This is a genomic window from Pseudomonas flavocrustae (assembly GCF_029872515.1).
Classification (GTDB): domain Bacteria; phylum Pseudomonadota; class Gammaproteobacteria; order Pseudomonadales; family Pseudomonadaceae; genus Chryseomonas; species Chryseomonas aestiva.
On sequence record NZ_JAPDIQ010000002.1, the window covers coordinates 498,594 to 516,692 of the forward strand.

Genomic DNA, 18,099 nt, shown 5'->3' on the forward strand with positions numbered 1-18,099 from the left:
TCAGACCTCCATGACGCGCTTGAGCGCGGCGCCGACCCGGGACGGACCCGGGAAGTAGTCCCATTCCTGGGCATGCGGATAGGGGGTGTCCCAGCCGGTCACGCGCTCGATGGGCGCCTCCAGGCGATGGAAGCAGTGCTCCTGCATGAGGGACACCAGCTCGGCGCCATAGCCGCAGGTACGGGTGGCTTCGTGGACCACCACGCAGCGACCGGTCTTGTTCACCGAATCGGTGAGGGTCTGCAGGTCCAGCGGCCAGAGGCTGCGGATGTCGATCACCTCGGCATCGATGCCGGTCTCGGCGGCGGCCGCCAGGGCGACCCAGACGGTGGTGCCATAGGTCAGCACCGTGACCTGCTTGCCAGGGCGGACCACGGCGGCCCGTTCCAGCTCGACCCGGTAATAGCCATCCGGCACTGCGCTGGCCGGGTGGCCCGACCAGGGCGTTACCGGACGATCATGATGGCCGTCGAAGGGGCCGTTGTAGAGGCGCTTGGGTTCGAGAAAGATCACCGGGTCGTCGCTCTCGATGGAGGCGATCAGCAGGCCCTTGGCGTCGTAGGGATTGGAGGGCATCACCGTGCGCAGGCCGCACACCTGGGTGAACATGGCCTCAGGACTCTGGCTGTGGGTCTGGCCGCCATAGATGCCGCCGCCACAAGGCATGCGGAACACCAGCGGCGAGGTGAACTGGCCGACCGAGCGATAGCGCAGCCGCGCCGCCTCGGAGACGATCTGGTCGATGGCCGGGTAGACGTAGTCGGCGAACTGGATCTCCGCCACCGGGCGCAGGCCGTAGGCGCCCATGCCCACCGCGGCGCCGGCAATGCCGTTCTCCGAGATGGGCGCATCGAACACCCGCGAGGCGCCGTACTTGGCCTGCAGGCCCTCTGTGCAGCGAAAGACGCCGCCGAAGTAGCCGACGTCCTCGCCGAACACCACCACGTTGTCGTCGCGTTCGAGCATCACGTCCATCGCCGAGCGGATGGCCTGGATCATGGTCAGGGTGCTGCGGCTGCCGGCCTGGGTCGGCAGGTCGGTTTCCTGTTGTACGGTCATGGCGTCACTTCCCGAGCTGTTGGCGTTGGCGGCGCAGGTGCGGCGGCAGGTCCTGGTAGACCTCCTCGAACATGTCGGCGGCGCTGGGGGCGAGATCGCTGGCAAAGGTGCCATGGGCTTCGGCGGCCTTCTGCGCGGTCGCCACCTCGGCTTCCAGCTCGGCGGTCAGCGCCTGGTGCTGTTCGTCCGACCAGAGCCCGCGACCGATCAGGTGCGCCTTGAGCCGGTCGATGGGATCGCCCAGGGGGAAGTGCGTCCAGTCATCGGCGGGACGGTACTTGGACGGATCGTCCGAGGTGGAGTGGGGACCGGCGCGGTAGGTCACCCATTCGATCAGGGTCGGCCCCAGGTTGCGCCGGGCACGTTCGGCGGCCCAGCGCGAGGCGGCCAGCACGGCGAGGAAGTCGTTGCCATCCACCCGCAGGGCGGCGATGCCATAGCCGAGGCCACGGGTGGCCAGGGTGATGCCCTCGCCGCCGGCGATGGCCTGGAAGGTGGAGATGGCCCACTGGTTGTTGACGATGTTGAGGATCACCGGCGCCCGGTAGACGTGGGCGAAGGTGAGGGCGGCATGGAAGTCGCCTTCGGCGGTGGCGCCGTCGCCGATCCAGCCGGCGGCGATGCGGGTATCGCCCTTGATCGCCGAAGCCATGGCCCAGCCCACCGCCTGGATGTACTGGGTGCCCAGGTTGCCGGAGATGGAAAAGAAGCCGAGGTCGCGGTAGGAGTACATCACCGGCAGCTGGCGGCCCTTGAGCGGATCCCGGGCATTGGACAACAGTTGGCAGATCATCTCGTCCAGCGGCGCCTCGCGGGCGATGAGGATGCCCTGCTGGCGATAGGTGGGGAAATGCATGTCGTCCGGGCGCAGCGCCAGGGTCTGGCCGACGGCAATGGCTTCCTCACCGAGGCACTGCATATAGAAGGAGAGCTTCTTCTGCCGCTGGGCCTTGAGCATCCGCGCATCGAACAGCCGCGTCTTGAGCATGGCCCTGAGGCCCTGCAGCAGCAGTTCGGGCGCTTCTTCGCTGGCCCAGGGGCCGACGGCGCGACCCTCTTCGTCGAGGATGCGGATCAGCTGGGTGGCCAGTTCCCGGGTATCCACCGGTGCCACGTCCACCGGCGGCCTTTCCGCACGACCGGCGGGGCAGAGTTGCAGGTAGCTGAAATCCGTGGGACGTCCCGGTCGGCCGCTGGGCTCGGGGACGTGCAGGCGCAGGGGAGGGTAGTCGCTCATGGCCGCCCCTCCAGCTGGATGAGGGTGCGGGCGGGTCGCAGGACGGGTTGGCCGTCCGGATGCGATGCAGGGTGCCACATGGTGGAGGCCTCGGCATTCTTGTTATTGGTCACCTGAGTATAGGCCGGCTCCACTAGCCGTTTTGCCGCAATTTCGGGATGGGCAGCCCGGGCTTTTGGTGCTATTGAACTCAGTACAAGAACAACAGTAGAGGTTTTGCACCATGGCTGGTCTGGATCGTATCGACCTGCGCATCCTCAATGCCCTGTCCGCCGATGGGCGGCTGAGCTGGCGCGATCTGGCGCAGAAGATCGGGCTGTCGCTGACCCCGACGCTACGGCGGGTCAAGCGTCTGGAGGAGGAGCGCTACATCCAGGGGTATCACGCCCAACTCGACGAGACCCGGCTGGCCGGCAGTGTCAGCGTCTTCGTCTCGGTGCGCCTGGAAAAGCAGTCCACCGACTACCTGCGCGCCTTCGAACGGGAGATCGTCAAGGCACCTCAGGTGATGAGCTGTTTCCAGATGACCGGGGATGCCGACTATGTGTTGCGAGTGGTGGTGCAGGATCTCGCGGCCTATCAGCACTTTCTGGCCGAGACCCTGACCTGCATTCCCGGGGTGGCCAGTGTGACCTCGGCCTTTTCGCTCAAGGCGGTGCTACTCAGGCCGGCGCCACCGCTCTGAGCGCAGGAGAAGCCGTTAGCGAATGCCGAGCGAGCTGCGGACCTGCTGCGCCTGAGCGGCACAATAGGCGCTATCACGCAGGCGCGCCATATCCAGCATCAGGGTCAGCCGGCGCTCGTCGCAGGAACGACCGAGCTGCACGGGCAGACCGCCATCCGGGGTCAACGGGCCAAACAGGCAATCGATGTTGGGCAATTGAGCGACGAACTGATGGGTGAGGGCGAGCATTGTTATTGTCCTAAGTACCAGGGTGGCGATGTGACACTATTCACATCGCCAAGGTTCCCAGGTCTTCAGGCGCTGGGCGTAACCGAATAGGCGACGCCGTTCACTGCATCGATCAGCTGACCGATGGACCAGGGCTTGGGCAGGAAGCGCACCTGGCATTTGATGCTTGCGGTGGACGGCGTTTCGTAGCCGGACATGACAATAATCGGCATGTCTGGCCAGCGCTGGCAGACCATGTTGGCCAGCTGCGCCCCGTCCATCGAACCCGGCATACGGATATCCGTGAGCAGCAGGTCGATGTTGGCGTCTTCCTTTTCCAACAGCGTCAACGCGGTGTCGGCGGAGTCAGCGGCGATGATGTTGAAGCCTTCGGGTTCGAGGATCTCGCGGACGAAATCCGCGACCAGTGGCTCGTCGTCCACCACCAGGAGAGTGGGTCGGAAGACAGGGGTTCCCGGCTGTTCTGCGCGCATGACTGGACCTTATATACAAGACGTTGCTGAGCCTTGGATAGCCGCGACCCAGGAAAATTCCCCAGTCTGAGCGTCAATGAATTTGGCGTCAGATTTCTGTCTTCAGGGTGCGATTATCTTGTCAGACGCAGCGTTTCGACACTGCGACCCCATGCCGCGCACATTTGGTTACGTTTGCCGTAAAGGCTCTAGGTCAGGGGTTTCAGCGTGACAGTGAAGCGGAAGGACTACTTTTGGGGTGAAAGGTTTCAGCCACCTGGCATATGACTTGTATTGGGTAAGGCAACTGCAGGACGCAGAGTGCTTTTTTTGTCACGTCCCAGTGGCCTTACCTAAACCCAGGCTTTGCTCGTACACAAAGGATATCGACGCCACGCCTCCCTGAGCAGTATCCGACCATGACGCCTATCCGCTCCTTCGCTACCGCCCTTCGTCGTCCGCTCGCCGCGGCCGCCACTGTTCTCGCGCTGTCCGCTGGCGTTGCCCAGGCCGAGCCTGTCAGCCTGGTCGGTCTGAATCTGTCGGGTGCGGGCTTCGCGCCCCAGGTGCTGCCCGGCATCAATGGCACCAACTACATCTTCCCGGTGGAGGCCTACTTCCAGCAGTGGAGCGCGCGGGGCGTCAAGCTGATTCGTTTCCCCATCATCTGGGAGCGCCTGCAACCCAAGCTGGGCGGACCACTGGACAGTGCCTACGTCGCCCTGGTGAACCAGACCTTCGGCTATGCGCAGAAGCACGGCATCAAGATCATCCTCGACCTGCACAACTACGCCCGCTATCGCGGCCAGGTGATCGGCACCAGCGGCGTACCCTATGCCCGCTATCAGGAGATCATGACCCACATCGCGCGGCAGTGGAGCGGCCAGTCCTCGCTGTACGCCTACGACATCATGAACGAGCCCCACGATGCCATGGCCTACTGGCCGACCGCGGCCCAGTACGGCATCAATGGCGTGCGCGCGGTGGACAGCACCCGCCCGGTCATCGTCGAAGGCAACGGCTGGTCGAGCGCGACCCGCTGGGCCGAATTCAACGACGCCCTGCTGGGGCTGAAGGATCCGGCCAACAACATCATCTTCTCGGCGCATTCCTACTTCGACGAGAACGCCGGCGGCAGCTACGACAAGACCGATGTCAACAAGCTCGACGCCAACTATGGCGTGACCCGGGTCAAGCCCTTCGTCGACTGGCTGAAGAAGAACAACAAGCGCGGCTACATCGGTGAATTCGGTGTCCCGGACAATAATCCGCGCTGGAATCTGCTGATGGACAACATGCTGGCCTACCTCAAGCAGAACTGCATCCCGGCCTCCTACTGGGCCGCCGGTCCCGGCTGGGGCAGCTACTTCATGTCGGTGGAGCCGATCAATGGCCAGGAGCGGCCGCAGTGGCCGACCCTGCGCAAGTACCTGGACGACAGCAGCTGCACTGCCATCGGTCCGGTCGCCAGTGGCAGCACCGCGCCGGCCACCGGCGGTAGCGCCACCGGCAACAGCGGTTCGGCAGGCGGCAGCGCCGGCGGCAATTCCGGCAGCGGCAGCAACACCGGCAACGCAGGCAACACCGGTAGCAATGCCGGTGTGCAGATTCCGCCGAGCACCGGGGCGACCGCCGGTACCGTGACCTCGGTGATCAACGACTTCACCAACCCGGACTGGCACAAGGGGGTGTTCCTCAAGAAGGCCGCGATCTCGGTACCCGGTACCGCGGTGAACCGCGCCGCCTTCAAGGCCGGTGCCTATCTCACCACCGCGGATGGCCAGGTGCGGCGGATTTCCGCGGTGCAGGTCGGCAACAGCCTGGGCGTCTTCACCGAGGGCACGCCCTTCAACGGCAACGCCGTGGGCTATCCCAAGACGGTGACCGTGTCGCCCACCGGCGTGACCAGCGCCGCCAGCGTCAGCAGCGCCATCAACGACTTCACCAACGCCGATTGGAATCGCGGTGTCTACCGTCGCGGCGCGGCCATCTCCATCCCGGCCACCGCGGCCAATCGTTCGGCCTTCAAGCTGGGTGGCTCGGTACGCCTCGTCAATGGCCAGATCCTCAAGATCAGCTATGTGCAGGAGGGCGCGAGCAACCTGGGGGTATTCTTCGACGCCAGCCGCCTGGATGCCAGCGTCGGCTACCCGAACACCCTGGTGTCCTTCAGCCGCTGATCTTCAGCAGCGGGCAATAAAAAACCCGGTGACCTTTGGCCACCGGGTTTTTTATTGCCCGCTTAAAGGTGGATGAAAGTGGTGACCTCACCCGGCTGTACCCGGCATTCGTCCACGGCATGGATCACCCCGGTGGTCAGGGCCGCTTCCGGACTCAGCAGCCGGGCGTTGGCCTTGAGGCAGCTGTAGATGTCCAGGGCTTCGGCGGCACCGGCCGTACGTTCGGCGACGATGCCGGCGTAGAGGTCCAGGTCGTAGTCCAGGCACATGGCGTATTCGGCCATGCGCGCATGGTCCACCGAGTTGTTCAGGTTCCAGTAGAAGGAATGGTAGAGGAACTTGCTGTGGCGACTGGCGGTGCGGTGTTCGCCGGCCAGGAACAGGATGTTGCCCATGGATTCGACGGTACCCAGGTTGTGGGTGTGCACCGGCAGCGGCAGGGACAGCAGGAAGTTGTACATCGTGAAGCCGTAGCTGCAGTCACCGCCCATGGTGGCGATCTTCAGCAGAATCCGCGAGGCATCCTGCTGGACCGCCTGGGAGCAATGGGCGATCAGCTGGCCGCAACTGGTGGAATTGATGGGACCGGTGAAATGGATGACATGGGTGCTCATGGTGCCTACCGACGCGCCGGGGAGCCCGGCGGAGGGCGGGGCTCTATAAGAGTTGCTTCGGCGACTTTCGGACGGGCTTGAGCGTGAAGGTCGGCTGGCCGACGAAGCGCGTCCCAGAAGGATGGACTGTGCCGTGACGCAACCAGGATCAGCGCAGCAGCAGCATCGGTACTTCGGTCTTGTGCAGCAGCTGGGTGGTGCGACTGCCGCGCAGGAAGCGCCAGACCGAGGAATGGCTGTAGGCACCCATGATCAGCAGGTCGGCCCGGCGTTCGTCGAGGTGGCGAGGGACGATGCGCTCCACGTCGCCATGGGCGACGGTGGTGTCGACCCGGCACCCGGCGCTGCGCAGCAGCAGCGCCAGGTCTTCCAGGCGCTTGCGCAGGATCGGATCGTCTTCGCCGACCCGCAGCAGCGTGCCGCTCATGCCGGTCAGCAGCGGACTGCGCGCCAGCGCCAGGATGCCCTGGTGGGTGGCTTCCCGACCGTCATAGGCGATGGTGAACTGGCGCGGGGGCTTGAAGGGGCCCGAGCAGATCAGGATCGGCCGGTGCACGGCGCGTACCACAGCTTCCAGCTGGCTGCCGATGCCGCTGTCCCCGGAGCGCTCGCCGCGCTTGCCGATCACCAGCAGGCGGGTATCCCCTTCGAGGGTCTTGAGGGTATCCACCAGTCCCTCGGGGCGGCGCAGGATCTGCGGTGCCGAGGTCAGGCCCTGCTGGAGGAGGCGCTGGCGGGCATTGAGCAGCAGCGCCTTGGCCATGCCGGCACCGACGTCATCGTCCAGATAGACCGGGGTACCGTTGGCGACCTTCTTGCCGCTACTGGCCGACTCCTGCACATGCAGCAGGGTGACGGGCGCATCCAGGCGTCGCGACAACCAGGCGGTGTGGTCGCAGACGCTTTCGGCGTGGGGGGATCCATCGATGCAGGCGAGCAGGGAGGCCATAACGGTATTCCTTGGCAAGACCGGGACCAGACACGATCCCTGTCCGGAGCGTAGCACCCGCCCGGCGCTGTCCAGATGACGCCTGGATGTCATCTTCGGCTTTTGCTGGACAGGTCACGGCCGTCATCCTGTACGCCCTCACATTTCGTAGCGATCGAGTTCCCGGGTGATCAGCAGGCGCTGGATTTCACTGGAGCCTTCGTAGATCTGGGTGATGCGGATATCGCGGTAATACTGCTCCACCGGATAGTCCTCCAGGTAGCCATAGCCGCCATGGATCTGGATGGCCTTGGAGCACACCCATTCGCCCGTCTCGGTGGCGAACAGCTTGGCCTGCGAGGCTTCGCTCAGGCAGGGCTGGCCAGCCGTGCGCAGTCGCGCGGCGTGCAGGATCAGCAGTCGCGCGGCGTTCAGGCGCGTATGCATGTCGGCCAGCATGTTGGCGATGCTCTGGTGCTGGATGATGGCCTTGTCGAACTGGATGCGCTCGCGGGCATAGCCCAGCGCCGCCTCAAAGGCCGCGCGGGCGATGCCCAGGGCCTGGGCGGCGATGCCGATGCGACCGCCCTCCAGATTGGAGAGCGCGATGGCCAGGCCCTTGCCGCGTTCGCCCAGCAAGTTGGCCGCCGGGATGCGGCAGTTGTCCAGGGTGACGGCGCAGGTATCGGAGGCGCGCAGGCCCATCTTGTGCTCGGTGCGTTCGACGCGAAAGCCGGGGGTGTCGGTGGGTACCAGGAAGGCCGACAGGCCCTTCTTGCCCAGTTCCGGATCGGTCACCGCGAAAACGATGGCCAGGCCGGCGCGGCGCCCGTTGCTGACGAATTGCTTGCTGCCATTGAGCACCCAGCTGTCGCCGTCGAGTACCGCGCGGGTGCGCAGATTGTGCGCCTCGGAACCGGCCTGGGGTTCGGTCAGGCAGAAGCAGCCGATCACCTTGCCGGCGGCCAGGTCGGGCAACCAGTGATCCTGCTGCGCGGCGCTGCCGTAGCGCAGCAGCGGGCCGCAGCCCACCGAACTGTGGATGCTCATCAGGGCGCCAAGGCTGCCGTCGCCGGCGGAGATCTCTTCCACGGCCAGGGCATAGGCGACGTAATCCAGGTAGGTGCCGCCCCATTGCTCGGGCACCACCATGCCCAGCAGGCCCAGCTCACCCAGCTGGGCGACCACGGCGTCGTCGATCCACTCGGCCTTTTCCCAGGCGCGGGCGTGGGGCGCGACCTCGCAGCGGGCGAAGTCGCGTGCCAGGTCGCGGATCATGCGTTGTTCTTCGGTGAGTTCGATGTCGTGCATGGGAGCCTCCCTCAGGAATGGCGAAAGTCGGAGAAAAAGACCGCGACGCGACGGGGGTCCAGATCCTGCCAGCGGGCCGGATTCCAGTGCGGCGTGCGGTCCTTGTCCACCAGCATGGCGCGCACCCCTTCGATGATCTCGCCTTTCTCGAACCAGCGGCGATCCAGGTGCAGCTCCAGGGCGAAGCACTGCTCCAGGGACAGCCCACCGCCCTGGCGCAACAGCTCCAGGGCGGTGGCGACCGCCAGCGGTGAACGGGCGTCCAGGGTGGCGAGGGTCTCCTGCGCCCAGTCGCCATAGGCGGGGCGCTGCTCCGCCTGCAGGCCGGCGCGCAACTCCTCAACGGTGGCCGCCGCGAAGTGCTCGGCGATGGCCGGGCGCAGTTCGGTCAGGCGCGCGGCTTCGGCCGGCGCTGCGGCGAACGCCTGCAGCAGCGCGGCCAGATCGGTCGGGCCCTGGGCGGTGGCTGCCTCCAGGCGCTGCAGCAGGTCGGCGTTGGCCGCTTCCGGAATGAAGACATCGGCCAGGCCGGCGGCCAGGGCGTCGGCTGGGCCGATCTGCACCCCGGTCAGGCCCAGATAGAGACCCAGCTGGTCGGGCAGGCGTGGCAGGAAATGACTGGCGCCGACGTCGGGGAAATAGCCGATGGCGGTTTCCGGCATGGCCATCCGGGTGCGCTCGCTGACGATCCGCAGCCGCGCCGCCTGCACCAGGCCCATGCCGCCGCCCAGCACCAGCCCATGGGCCAGCGCCAGGATGGGCTTGGGATAGCGGTGCAGTGCCAGGTCGAGGGCGTATTCCTCGGTGAAGAAGCTCAGGTGCAGGTCGTCGCCGCGCTGGTAGCTGTCGTACAGCGCCCGGACATCGCCGCCGGCGCAGAAGGCCTTGGGTCCGTTGCCGCGCAGCACGATCACCCGCACGGCCGGGTCCTGCTCCCAGTCGCGCAGCGCCCCGTGCAGGGCGCGCACCATCTGCAGATCCAGGGCATTGAGCCCGGTCGGGCGATCAAGGGTCAGATAGCCGACCCCGCCGCGTCTTTCCAACAGCACCTTGGCGTCGCTCATGCACCGTCCTCGTCCAGGTAGTCCTGGATGATGGCCGAGAAATCCAGGCCGCCGCCACCCGCGCGGCTGAATCTCTGATAGAGCTGCTGCGCGACCGCCCCAAGGATCACCGGCTGGCGCACGGCACGCGCCGCCTCGGTGGCCAGGCCCAGGTCCTTGAGCATGAGCTCGGCGGCGAAGCCGCCCTGGTAGCCGCGCGAGGCCGGCGCCTGGGGCAGCACGTCCGGATAGGGGTTGTTGACCTCCGAACTCCAGCAGCGCCCGCTGCTGGTATTGATCACCCCGGCCAGGGTCTTGGCGTCCATGCCCAGGCGGGTACCCAGGGCCATGGCCTCGGCCACCCCGATCATGGAGATGCCCAGCAACAGGTTGTTGGCGACCTTGGCCACCTGGCCGTTGCCACTGGCGCCGCAGTGCACCAGGTTGCGACCCATGGCGGCCAGCAGCGGCTGGGCACGCTGGAAGCCCGCCTCGCTGCCGCCGACCATGAAGGTCAGGGTGCCGGCCGCGGCGCCGCCGGTGCCGCCGGAGACCGGCGCGTCCAGCACTTCCAGGCCACGTTCGGCGGCGGCGCTGGCCACCGCCCGGGCGCTGAGCGGATCGATGGTGGAGGAATCGATCAGCAGGGTGCCCGGGCGGGCCCGGGCGATCAGCCCGTCGTCACCGAGATAGACCGTCTTTACATGGGCGGCCGCGGGCAGCATGGTGATGATCACTTCCGCGCCACTTTCCGCCACGGCGGTGGGCGAGGCGGCAACCTCGGCCCCTTCGGCGCGCAGCGCTTCCAGCGCGGCGGTGGAGAGGTCGAAGACGGTCAGCTGATGGCCGGCCTTGAGCAGGTTGCGGGCCATGGGCGCGCCCATGTTGCCCAGTCCCAGAAATCCCAGATGCATGCTGGCGTCTCCCTTACTTGAGGGTGATGGTGGTGTTGACGACCCCGGCGCTGCCGACGTCCTGCTCGTCGGGCCAGCGCGTGGTGATGGTCTTGGTCTGGGTATAGAAGAGTACCGCCTGCTTGCCGTAGGGCCCCAGGTCACCCAGCTTGGAGGCGCGCGAACCGCTGAAGGAGAACAGCGGCACCGGTACCGGAATGGGCACGTTGATGCCGACCTGGCCGACGTCGATGTCTTCCTGGAAGCGCCGTGCCGCGGCGCCGGAGCGAGTGAAGAGGGCAACGCCGTTGCCGTTGGGGTTGGCGTTGATCAGGGCGATGGCCTCGTCGAGGGTGGCGGCGTGCATCACGCAGAGCACCGGTCCGAACAGTTCTTCGCGGTACAGGGTCATGTCGGTGGTCACCCCGGAAAACAGCGTCGGGCCGACGAAGTTGCCCTTCTCGTAGCGCTCGACCTGGATGTTGCGGCCGTCCAGCTCCAGGGTCGCGCCTTCGCTCAGCCCGCGCTCGATCAGGCCGCTGACCCGGTCCAGGGCCTGGCAGGAGATCAGCGGGCCGACGTCGGTGCCGTGCTCGTGACCCGCACCCACCTTGAGGCTGCGCGCCTTGGCCACCAGGTCCGGCACCCAGCTGTTGGCCTCGCCCACCAGCACCACCACCGAGACCGCCATGCAGCGCTGACCCGCCGCCCCGAAGGCGGCGCCCACCAGATTGGCCAGGGTCTGCTCGCGGGGCGCGTCGGGCATCACCACCGCATGGTTCTTGGCGCCCATCATGCACTGCACGCGCTTGCCGGCTTCGCTGGCGCGGCGATAGACGTGGGTGCCGACACGGGTCGAGCCGACAAAGGACAGCGCCTTGATGTCCGGGTGATCGCAGAGGGCGTCCACCACCGCCGGTCCGCCATGGACCACGTTGAGCACCCCGGGCGGCACCCCGGCTTCCAGCGCCAGCTCGGCCAGGCGCATGGTCACCAGCGGATCCTGCTCCGAAGGCTTGAGGACGAAGGTGTTGCCGCAGGCGATGGCCATGGGAAACATCCACAGCGGAATCATCGCCGGGAAGTTGAAGGGGGTGATGCCGGCGCAGACGCCCAGGGGTTGCAGCAGGGTATAGGTGTCCACTCCGCTGGCGACGTTGTTGGCCAGCTCGCCCAGTTGCAGGTTGCCAATGGCCGCGGCGTGCTCCACCACCTCCAGGCCACGGAAGACATCGCCCTCGGCGTCGGCCAGGGTCTTGCCCTGTTCGGCGGTGAGCAACGCGGCCAATTCGCTCATGTGCTCGCGGATCAGCTGCTGGTAGCGCAGGAAGATGCGCGCCCGGGCGCCGATGGGCGTCTTGCGCCAGGTGGCGAAGGCCGCCTTGGCACTGGCCACGGCGCGCTGCACCTCCTCGGCGGTGGCGAAGGGCACCCGCGCCAGCACCTCCTGGGTCGCCGGATTGATCACCTCGCGGCCTTCGCGGCTGGTGGAGGTGACGAATTGGCCGTCGATCAGCAGCGGCACGTCTTTGATGGCGGTCTGGGTCATGACAGGGATTCCTGAGCGGTGGCCGGGGTGGCCGGGGCAGGTTGAGCAGCGAAGTCTTCTTCGGCGTAGTCGTGGACATCGGGGGTGCCGCTGGCGCGGCGCTGGGCCTCGCCGAGGCGCAATTCGATGCGGCGGATCTTGCCGGACAGGGTCTTGGGCAGTTCGCTGACGAATTGCAGGCGCCGCACCCGCTTGTAGGGCGACAGGCAGCCACGGGCGAAACCGAGCAGCTCCTGCGCGAGCGCGGGCGAAGGCGCGTGGTCGGCGACGAGGATGACGAAGGCCTTGGGTACATTGAGGCGCAGGGGATCGGGGCTCGGCACCACCGCCACCTCCATCACCGCCGGATGCTCGATCAGGGCGCTCTCCAGTTCGAAGGGGCTGATGCGGTAGTCCGCCGACTTGAAGACGTCATCGGCGCGCCCGACGAAGGTGATGTAGCCCTCGGCGTCGCGCACCGCGGTATCGCCGGTGCGGTAGTGCCCGTCGCGCATCACCTCGGCGGTCTTTTCCGGGCTGTCCTCGTAGCCCAGCATCAGCCCGGCCGGCCGCGGTTGCAGGGACAGTGCCACCTCGCCGTCGTCGCCCGGTCGACCATCGGCATCCAGCAATTCGACGTGGCACCCGGGCAGCGGACGACCCATGGAGCCCGGCTTGAGCGGCTGTCCGGGGGTGTTGCCCACCAGCGCGGTGGTTTCCGACTGGCCGAAGCCGTCTCTCAGGGTCAGCCCCCAGGTTGCCTGCAGGCTGTCGATGATCTCGGGATTGAGCGGCTCGCCCGCACCGACCAGCTCCCGCAGGTCGAGTCGATCGCGATAGGCGGCGAGGTCCTCCTGGATCAGCATCCGCCATACCGTGGGCGGCGCGCAGAGGCTGGTGACCGGGTAGTGCGCCAGCACCTCCAGCAGCGCCTGGGGCTTGAAGCGCGGCACATCATGGATGAACACGCAGGCACCGGCGTTCCAGGGCGCGAAGACGCAACTCCAGGCATGCTTGGCCCAGCCGGGGGAAGAGATGTTGAGGTGCACATCGCCGGGTTGCAGGCCGATCCAGTAGAGCGTGGACAGGTGCCCGACCGGATAGCTGCTGTGGCTGTGCAGGACCAGCTTGGGCCGCGAGGTGGTCCCCGAGGTGAAATAGAGCAGCAGCGGATCCGTGGCGAGGGTAGGGCCGTCCGGCAGGAAGTCGCTGGCACAGGCGTCCGGCGCATAGGGCTGCCAGCCGGCCACTGACGCCCCGACGCAGATGCGGGTGAGGCCAGGATCCAGACTGGCGCAACGCTCCGTATGGGCGCTGCCCACCACCAGGTGGGCGATACGTCCGCGCTGCACGCGATCCTGCAGATCGGCATCGCTGAGCAGGGTGGTGGCGGGCACCACCACGGCGCCCAGCTTGAAGGCGCCGAGCAGCGTCTCCCACAGCGCCACCTCGTTGCCCAGCATCACCAGGATGCGTTCGCCGCGACGCACACCCTGGGCGCGCAGGAAATTGGCGGTGCGATTCGACGCCTGGCGCAGCTCGGCGAAGCTGTAGCGCTCCTCCCGGCCCTCGGCATCCAGCCGCCACAGCGCCGGACCGGCATGCTCCTCGGCCAGGCGATCGAAATGGTCCAGCGCCCAGTTGAAGTGTTCCAGCTCCGGCCAGCGGAAATCGCGGACGGCCGTGGCGTAGTCGGTGCGATGGCGCAGCAGGAAGTCGCGCGCTTCACGGAAGGCGTCGCCGGCGGTCATGGGCGATTCCCCGCGGCCTGCAGGGGCGGGAAGGAAGGGCAGCGTCCGGCCTGGCGCCGGGATGGGGCGTGCGGGTGGGTCATGGTGGTCTGCTCTTTATTGTTGTTGGCAGGCAGAGATTCGCGCCGTCACCGCTCGTGACGCGACCTGGTAAGCAGTATAGTTCCGGCAAAAGTCCCCTGGCTTCCGACAAAAACGCCCGACCGATATGCAAAAATCCAATAACCCGGCGGGACGTCTCGACTGGGACGATCTCAGATTCTTCCTCGAAGTGGCGCGCACCCAGAAGGCCAGCGCCGCCGCCCGGCGACTGGGGGTGGACTACACCACCGTCTCGCGACGGATCGCCGCCCTGGAAAAGGCGCTGGGGGCGCTGCTGTTCGAGAAGTCGCGCAGCACCGGCTTCAGCCTCACCATGGAAGGACAGCGCCTGCTGGTGCACGCGGAAACCCTGGAAAGCACCCTGCAGACCGCCTGCGAGCAGATCTCCGACACCCGACTGGCGCCGTCCGGCCAGGTGCGTATCGGCGCCACCGAAGGCTTCGGCAGCTACTTCGTCGCGCCCCAGCTGAGCTTCTTCCAGGATCGCTATCCCGGCATCACCCTGGAGGTGCTGCCGGTGCCGCACTTCGTCAACCTGTCGCGTCGTGAAGCCGACATCGCCATTACCCTGGAGCGGCCCGAGCGCGGGCCCTATGTCTGCCGCAAGCTGTGCGACTACCGCCTGCGGCTCTATGCCACCGCCGACTATCTGGCCAGCCACCCACCCGTCACGCAGCTGGCCGATCTGCAGCGCCACAGATTCATCACCTACGTCGACGATCTCGCCTTCAGCCCTGAACTGCTCTATCTGGAGCGGATCCTGCCCGAGGCCAGCAGCGGCCTGCGCAGTACCAGCGTGATCGCCCAGTACCAGGCGGCACTGTGCGGGCACGCCCTGGCCATCCTGCCGTGCTTTGTCGCCGAGCCCGATCCGCGGCTGGTGGCGCTCCTGCCGGAGCAGATCCAGATCACCCGGCAATTCTGGCTCTATTACCGCGAAGACCTGCGCCGCCTGCGACGCATCACCCTAGTGACCGACTATCTACGCGCCTGCACCGACGCCAATCGGGGCTTCCTGCTCGGTGAAACCCGCGCCCCGGTGCTGGGCTGGCCGGCATCCTGAAGCCCGTCGCCAATCGCTGCGGCACCCCGGGACCCGGCTGGGGTCTCAGAGCTGTCGGTCGTCCGTCGACGGCCTCCGGTGAACACATGGGAACGGCAATGGAACGATATCAGGCATTGAGTCAGGCGTTGAGCAAGGCGGCCGAGCGGGAAGAAGCCTACTGGCAGGGACTGGAGCGCCGTCTGCATGAATTGCCGGACTGCTTCACCCGCTACCTGGGACTCACCCCCGCGGATCAGGTGGATGCTGGCCTGGGCCTGGAAAAGCGCGTCGATGGCAATATCGTGCGCGAGCTGGAGGTCTATGCCCGTTACGACCTCACGGTGATCGTCGATGACCTCGCCGGCACCCCGCAGACCTTCGCCATCGGCCTGTCCTTCTTCTATACCAACGACCATTTCGTGCTGAAGGAGCGTGACGGCGAGTTCTCCGTCACCCTGGAACCCCAGGACGACCCCGATCGCTTCTGGGCCGAAGGCTGCCGCGAGATCTACGACTCCCTGGCCCGCCGTATCCGCGGCAAGACCCTGCCGGCCATCGAGTAGCACGCTGGCCGGCCGGCAGGCATCTGCGGTCAGACCGGCGTGACCAGGCGACCCTCGGCGAAATAGCGCTCCACGTTGGCCAGTACCAGGTCGGCCATGGCCTGGCGGGTCTCGTGGGTACCGCTGCCGAGGTGCGGGGTGAGGACCACGTTGTCCAGCGTCAGTAGCGCGGCGGGCACCGCAGGCTCCTCGGCGAAGACATCCAGGCCGGCGCCGCCCAGGCTTCCGGCTTGCAAGGCGGCCACCAGGGCGGGCTCGTCGACCACACTCCCGCGGGCGATGTTGATGAGATAGCCACGGGGGCCCAGGGCGGCGAGGATTCGCGCATCGACCAGTCCATCGGTGGCCGGTCCGCCGGGTAGCGACAGGACCAGGAAATCCGCCGCCTTGGCCAGGTCTTCCAGCTCGGCGTGATAACGATAGGGGACGTCCGGTTGCCGCTGGCGACCGTGGTAGGCCACCTCCATGCCGAAGGCCTCGAGCCGGCGGGCGATGCTCTTGCCGATATTGCCCAGGCCGACGATGCCGCAAGTCTTGCCGGCCAGGCGCGAGGTCAGCGGAAACTTGCCCTGCTGCCAGTCACCGCGGCGCACGAAGCGATCCGCGGCGCTGATGCCCCGCGCCACATCGATCAGCAGGGCGAAGGCGGTGTCGGCGACGCAGTCGTCCAGCACGCCCGGGGTATTGCTCACCACCACGCCCAGATCCCGGGCGGCGGCGATGTCGATGCTGTCGTAGCCCACCCCGAAACTGAACACCGCCTTCAGGCCAGGCAGGGCGCTCATCAGCTCGCGCGTCGCGCCATGCACCCCGGAGGTGACCAGGGCTACCACGTCCTGACCACGCGCGGCGAGCAGGGCGGACGGGTCGGGTGCTTCCCAGAGCCGCAGCACCTCATGGCGTGAAGTGAGGGCGTCCTGCAGGGCAGGCAGCAGCGGACCCACCTGCAGCAGCAGTGGACGTTCGTTCTGTTCAGGCATCTCTAGACTCCTTGAAGAAAGCGGGGGCGGCGAACCCACCCCGAAACGGCAGGGCTCAGTCCAGCAACTGCAGGCCCAACTGGATCGCGACCCAGATCGCCAGCAGGGTGGCAAAGCCCAGCGCCAGGTTCTCGAACCAGTTGTTGCGGTACTTGTCGCCCAGCAGCGACTTCTGGTTGGACATGATCAGCAGCCCCAGGGAGATCACCGGCAGGCCGACGATGTTGAGGGCATTCACGCCAATGGTCAGGGTCACGAAGTCGGGCATGCCCGGCAGCGACCATACCAGCGGCGTCACCAGGATGAAGAGCAGGAACCACCTGTGCGCCGGGTCCTTGTGAAAGGTCTTGCCATAGCGTTCGCGGCGTTCCGGACGGATGTGCTGCAGGGCATCGGTGATCAGCATGGGGAAGGCGGTGGTCTTGCCCACCACGCTGGCGAACAGGGTGGCGAAGACCCCGGTGAAGAAAATCAGCCAGCCGCCGGTGCCGAAGAACAGCTCCAGGGCCGCACCCAGGTCGCTCAGGGTATTCACCTGCAGGCCATTGGGTCTGAGGATCTCCACCCCGACCACCCAGATGGCTAGGTTGATGACGATGCCGACCACCACCGCGAAGAGCAGGTCGTTGCGCTGGATGCGCTTGTGTTCCGGGCCGGTCCAGCCCTTTTCCTTCATCACATAGGGATGCACGAAGTTGGCGATGGAGCCGGCCACGGCGCCGATCACCGATACGGCCACCAGCAGGGCGCCGTGCACGCCTTCGTCCGGCGGGATGCTGAAGCCGATGGTGCCGCGCAGGATTCCGCCCAGGTCCGGACCCGACATCACCGCCAGGGTGATGAAGGCCAGAGTCATGACGGCCAGCAACACCTTCATCACCCCCTCGATCAGCGCATAGAAGTTGCGGCCCACCAGCAGCCAGACCGCGATCACCACCGCCACCGAGCAGAGCAGCGGCTGGTCGAGGTGGAGCAGGGTGGCCAGGGCTTCGCCGGCGCCCTTGAGCATGTAGGCGTTGGTCAGGTGCCCCATGATCAGCGCATAGCCGAGCATGAACCAGGCGAACACCGGGTGCAGCTGGGCATAGCCTTCGAGGATCGACATGCCGCGGTTATTGCACAGCTGGAAACGGGCGATGATGTTGACGATGAGAAAGCGCAGCAGCAGGGACACCGCCAGCACCCACATCATGGCGTAGCCGTAGTTGGCCCCTGCCACCGAGGAGGTGATGAGGTCCCCGGCGCCCAGCCAGGACAGCACCGCAATGATGCCAGGGCCCAGCAGCTTCGCCAGGCGGCGCAGGCCTGAGCTCTGCTCCTTGCTCTCGGGTATGGATTTCTCGACGGAACCAGATTGGTCCATTAGGGCGGTTCTCCTAACGATTGTTGTTGTTGTGAATAGGGCCGGAGGCGGCCTCTTCGTTAGCTTGCCCTTCAGGGTTTAGCACTACATACGACGTCGTACAACTATATGCGGGCAACAAAATGTTGCTCTCGACG

17 protein-coding genes are annotated in these 18,099 nt (G+C 66.4%); 4 read left to right on the forward strand and 13 right to left on the reverse strand.

Annotated features, from left to right (window positions below):
- A complete protein-coding gene (locus OMP44_RS07080; protein ID WP_187979061.1) occupies positions 1-1,059 on the reverse strand; it encodes an alpha-ketoacid dehydrogenase subunit beta in 1,059 nt (352 codons plus the stop codon).
- Between the two features lie 4 nt (positions 1,060-1,063).
- Complete coding sequence (locus OMP44_RS07085; protein WP_187979062.1) at positions 1,064-2,296, reverse strand: thiamine pyrophosphate-dependent enzyme; 1,233 nt, start codon at positions 2,294-2,296, stop codon at positions 1,064-1,066.
- 223 nt (positions 2,297-2,519) lie between these two features.
- Between OMP44_RS07085 and OMP44_RS07090 the strand changes: the two genes are divergently transcribed.
- Positions 2,520-2,981, forward strand: a complete 462-nt coding sequence (locus OMP44_RS07090; RefSeq protein ID WP_027597697.1) for an Lrp/AsnC family transcriptional regulator — start codon at positions 2,520-2,522, stop codon at positions 2,979-2,981.
- A 15-nt stretch (positions 2,982-2,996) separates the two neighbouring features.
- Here the strand turns inward: OMP44_RS07090 and OMP44_RS07095 are convergent, their stop codons facing one another.
- Positions 2,997-3,209, reverse strand: coding sequence for a hypothetical protein (locus tag OMP44_RS07095; RefSeq protein ID WP_273862864.1), 213 nt, complete (start codon positions 3,207-3,209; stop codon positions 2,997-2,999).
- Between the two features lie 65 nt (positions 3,210-3,274).
- Positions 3,275-3,682, reverse strand: coding sequence for a response regulator (locus OMP44_RS07100; protein ID WP_158891078.1), 408 nt, complete (start codon positions 3,680-3,682; stop codon positions 3,275-3,277).
- A 398-nt stretch (positions 3,683-4,080) separates the two neighbouring features.
- Between OMP44_RS07100 and OMP44_RS07105 the strand changes: the two genes are divergently transcribed.
- Positions 4,081-5,841, forward strand: a complete 1,761-nt coding sequence (locus OMP44_RS07105; RefSeq protein WP_187979064.1) for a glycoside hydrolase family 5 protein — start codon at positions 4,081-4,083, stop codon at positions 5,839-5,841.
- A gap of 62 nt (positions 5,842-5,903) precedes the next feature.
- Here the strand turns inward: OMP44_RS07105 and OMP44_RS07110 are convergent, their stop codons facing one another.
- The 7 genes from OMP44_RS07110 to OMP44_RS07140 form a co-directional block, all read right to left on the reverse strand.
- Complete coding sequence (locus OMP44_RS07110; RefSeq protein ID WP_187979065.1) at positions 5,904-6,455, reverse strand: ATP-dependent Clp protease proteolytic subunit; 552 nt, start codon at positions 6,453-6,455, stop codon at positions 5,904-5,906.
- A gap of 148 nt (positions 6,456-6,603) precedes the next feature.
- Complete coding sequence (locus tag OMP44_RS07115; protein ID WP_158891073.1) at positions 6,604-7,404, reverse strand: universal stress protein; 801 nt, start codon at positions 7,402-7,404, stop codon at positions 6,604-6,606.
- A gap of 138 nt (positions 7,405-7,542) precedes the next feature.
- Positions 7,543-8,694 (reverse strand): acyl-CoA dehydrogenase family protein, encoded by a 1,152-nt coding sequence (locus OMP44_RS07120; protein WP_280307142.1) that lies wholly within the window; start codon positions 8,692-8,694, stop codon positions 7,543-7,545.
- A gap of 11 nt (positions 8,695-8,705) precedes the next feature.
- The gene (locus OMP44_RS07125; RefSeq protein WP_273862866.1) at positions 8,706-9,758 is read right to left on the reverse strand and encodes an enoyl-CoA hydratase/isomerase family protein; all 1,053 of its coding nucleotides are present in this window, start codon (positions 9,756-9,758) and stop codon (positions 8,706-8,708) included.
- Positions 9,755-10,651: a 3-hydroxyisobutyrate dehydrogenase gene (gene mmsB, locus OMP44_RS07130; RefSeq protein ID WP_208694848.1), complete on the reverse strand. Its 897-nt coding sequence runs from the start codon at positions 10,649-10,651 to the stop codon at positions 9,755-9,757. Before mmsB ends, OMP44_RS07125 begins: the two co-directional genes overlap by 4 nt.
- Before the next feature lie 13 nt (positions 10,652-10,664).
- Positions 10,665-12,179 carry a CoA-acylating methylmalonate-semialdehyde dehydrogenase gene (locus OMP44_RS07135; RefSeq protein ID WP_133859308.1) on the reverse strand — a complete coding sequence of 505 codons (1,515 nt, stop codon included), beginning with the start codon at positions 12,177-12,179 and terminating at the stop codon, positions 10,665-10,667.
- Positions 12,176-13,909, reverse strand: coding sequence for an AMP-binding protein (locus tag OMP44_RS07140; RefSeq protein WP_187979070.1), 1,734 nt, complete (start codon positions 13,907-13,909; stop codon positions 12,176-12,178). The genes OMP44_RS07135 and OMP44_RS07140 overlap by 4 nt, the downstream gene beginning before the upstream one ends.
- A gap of 208 nt (positions 13,910-14,117) precedes the next feature.
- On the opposite strand from OMP44_RS07140, the gene OMP44_RS07145 reads away from it, so the two are divergent.
- Both OMP44_RS07145 and OMP44_RS07150 read left to right on the forward strand, forming a co-directional pair.
- On the forward strand, positions 14,118-15,074 hold the full coding sequence (locus OMP44_RS07145; protein ID WP_187979071.1) for a LysR family transcriptional regulator: 957 nt from the start codon (positions 14,118-14,120) through the stop codon (positions 15,072-15,074).
- A gap of 98 nt (positions 15,075-15,172) precedes the next feature.
- On the forward strand, positions 15,173-15,619 hold the full coding sequence (locus tag OMP44_RS07150) for a hypothetical protein (RefSeq protein ID WP_178083865.1): 447 nt from the start codon (positions 15,173-15,175) through the stop codon (positions 15,617-15,619).
- Between the two features lie 29 nt (positions 15,620-15,648).
- Here the strand turns inward: OMP44_RS07150 and OMP44_RS07155 are convergent, their stop codons facing one another.
- Together OMP44_RS07155 and OMP44_RS07160 are read right to left on the reverse strand one after the other, a co-directional pair.
- Complete coding sequence (locus OMP44_RS07155; protein WP_280307148.1) at positions 15,649-16,599, reverse strand: 2-hydroxyacid dehydrogenase; 951 nt, start codon at positions 16,597-16,599, stop codon at positions 15,649-15,651.
- A 55-nt stretch (positions 16,600-16,654) separates the two neighbouring features.
- Entirely contained in the window at positions 16,655-17,962 is a 1,308-nt protein-coding gene (locus OMP44_RS07160) for an Nramp family divalent metal transporter (protein ID WP_187979073.1), read from the reverse strand.
- Between the last annotated feature and the right edge of the window lie 137 nt (positions 17,963-18,099).